2 protein-coding genes are annotated in these 1,621 nt (G+C 74.4%); both read left to right on the forward strand.

Annotated elements, in window-relative coordinates; translation table 11 throughout:
• The first annotated feature begins 135 nt into the window (after nucleotides 1–135).
• Nucleotides 136–987 carry a TylF/MycF family methyltransferase gene (locus tag MXD58_RS27185; RefSeq protein WP_248840000.1) on the forward strand — a complete coding sequence of 284 codons (852 nt, stop codon included), beginning with the start codon at nucleotides 136–138 and terminating at the stop codon, nucleotides 985–987.
• Nucleotides 984–1,621: arsenate reductase/protein-tyrosine-phosphatase family protein (locus MXD58_RS27190; protein WP_250610769.1), on the forward strand; the 638-nt coding region annotated here is incomplete at its 3' end. The genes MXD58_RS27185 and MXD58_RS27190, both read left to right, overlap by 4 nt.

Consider the following 1,621-nt stretch of genomic DNA (forward strand, 5'->3'; position numbering starts at 1 on the left):
GCCGGGCGCGCCTGCGCCCGCCGGCGCCGCCCGCATCCCCGACCCGCGCCAGCCAGCCGAGGCGACGCACGACCTACCCGCCCCCGCCCAGGAGATCCGCTCCGTACCGGGGCGCCTCCCCATCCAGGAGCGTTGATGACTACCACGCCCGCCGTCCCGCGGCCCACGCTGCCCGACACCACCACGCGCTATCTCGACCTGCTCCGTTCGACGCTGACGTTCTCTCTGTGGGACGGCGGGGACGGCAGTGTCTGGGAGCCGCGCGGACGAGCCCCCCGGCTCGTGTCCCGCGCCGTCCAACGCCGCGGCATGGAGATCGTCCGGCGGACCTCGCCGGACGCCCGCGGCGACGGCCGGGACTGGCCGCGCCTCGCGCACACGATGACCGGCGAGCGACGGATGCGCAACCTGCAGGAATGCGTCGAGCAGGTGCTGCTGGACGACGTGCGGGGTGACCTGATCGAGACCGGCGTCTGGCGCGGCGGGGCATGCATCCTCATGCGCGGCGTGCTCGCCGCGCATGAGGACTCCACCCGGACGGTCTGGGTCGCCGACTCGTTCGCGGGCCTGCCGGCACCCGACCCGCGCTACGCCGCCGACACCGGTGACCGCCACCACGAACAGTCCGCCCTCGCCATCTCCGTCGACCAGGTGCGGGAGAACTTCCGCCGCTACGGGCTGCTCGACGACCAGGTCCGCTTCCTGCCCGGCTGGTTCCGCGACACGCTGCCGACCGCGCCGATCGAGGCGCTGTCCGTGCTGCGCCTCGACGGCGACATGTACGAAAGCACCATCGAGGCGCTCGAGGCCCTGTACCCGAAGCTGTCCCCCGGCGGTTTCTGCATCGTCGACGACTACGGGGCGGTGCCGGCCTGCCGGGCGGCCGTGGACGACTACCGTGCGGCCCACGGCATCGGCGAGCAGGTCGTCGACGTCGACTGGACGGGCGTCTACTGGCGGCGCGACGCCACCCCGCGGCAGTCATGAGTGCCGCCCCCCGGACCGGTCCGTGGACGATCCTCATGGTCTGCACCGGCAACCTGTGCCGCTCACCGATGGCCCAGCACCTGGCCGACACACACTTCCCGCCCGGCCCGGCCGGCACCGGCCGGCCACTGATCCACAGCGCCGGGATCGCCGCGCTGGCGGACAGGCAGATGCACCCGCACGCGCAGGACCTGTTGCGCGCGCGGGGCATCGACACGGACCGGTTCCGGGCGCGGCCGCTGACGGCGGACCTGGTCGAGGCGAGCGATCTGGTGCTCACCGCCACCCGCGACCACCGGTCCGAGGTCGTCGGCCTCGCGCCCCGGGCACTGCGCCGGACCTTCACCATGCGCGAGTTCGGCCGGATGACCTCCGGGGTCCGGGTCGGCGACCTGCCGACGGGCCAGCTACGCGTCGTCGCCGAGGCGCTGGCCGCTGAGGCCTGGCGGGCGCGGGGCGCGGGCCGGATCGTGCCCGCCGACCTGGACAACCTCAGCGACCCGATGGGTCACGGCAGGGACAAGTTCGAGGCCTGCGCGACGATGATCGACGACGCGCTGTCGGGCCCGCTGTCGCTGCTGGAGCGCGCCTGCCAGGCTTGGCGGGCGGTGCCGGCGCCACGGCGGCCGATGCC

Source organism: Frankia sp. AgKG'84/4, assembly GCF_023242965.2.
In the GTDB taxonomy this organism is placed as follows: domain Bacteria; phylum Actinomycetota; class Actinomycetes; order Frankiales; family Frankiaceae; genus Frankia.

What these genes read in the sequence shown, in the direction of transcription:
- MXD58_RS27185 (WP_248840000.1), top strand. Translation starts at nt 136, where the DNA reads ATGACTACCACGCCCGCCGTCCCGCGGCCCACGCTGCCCGACACCACC.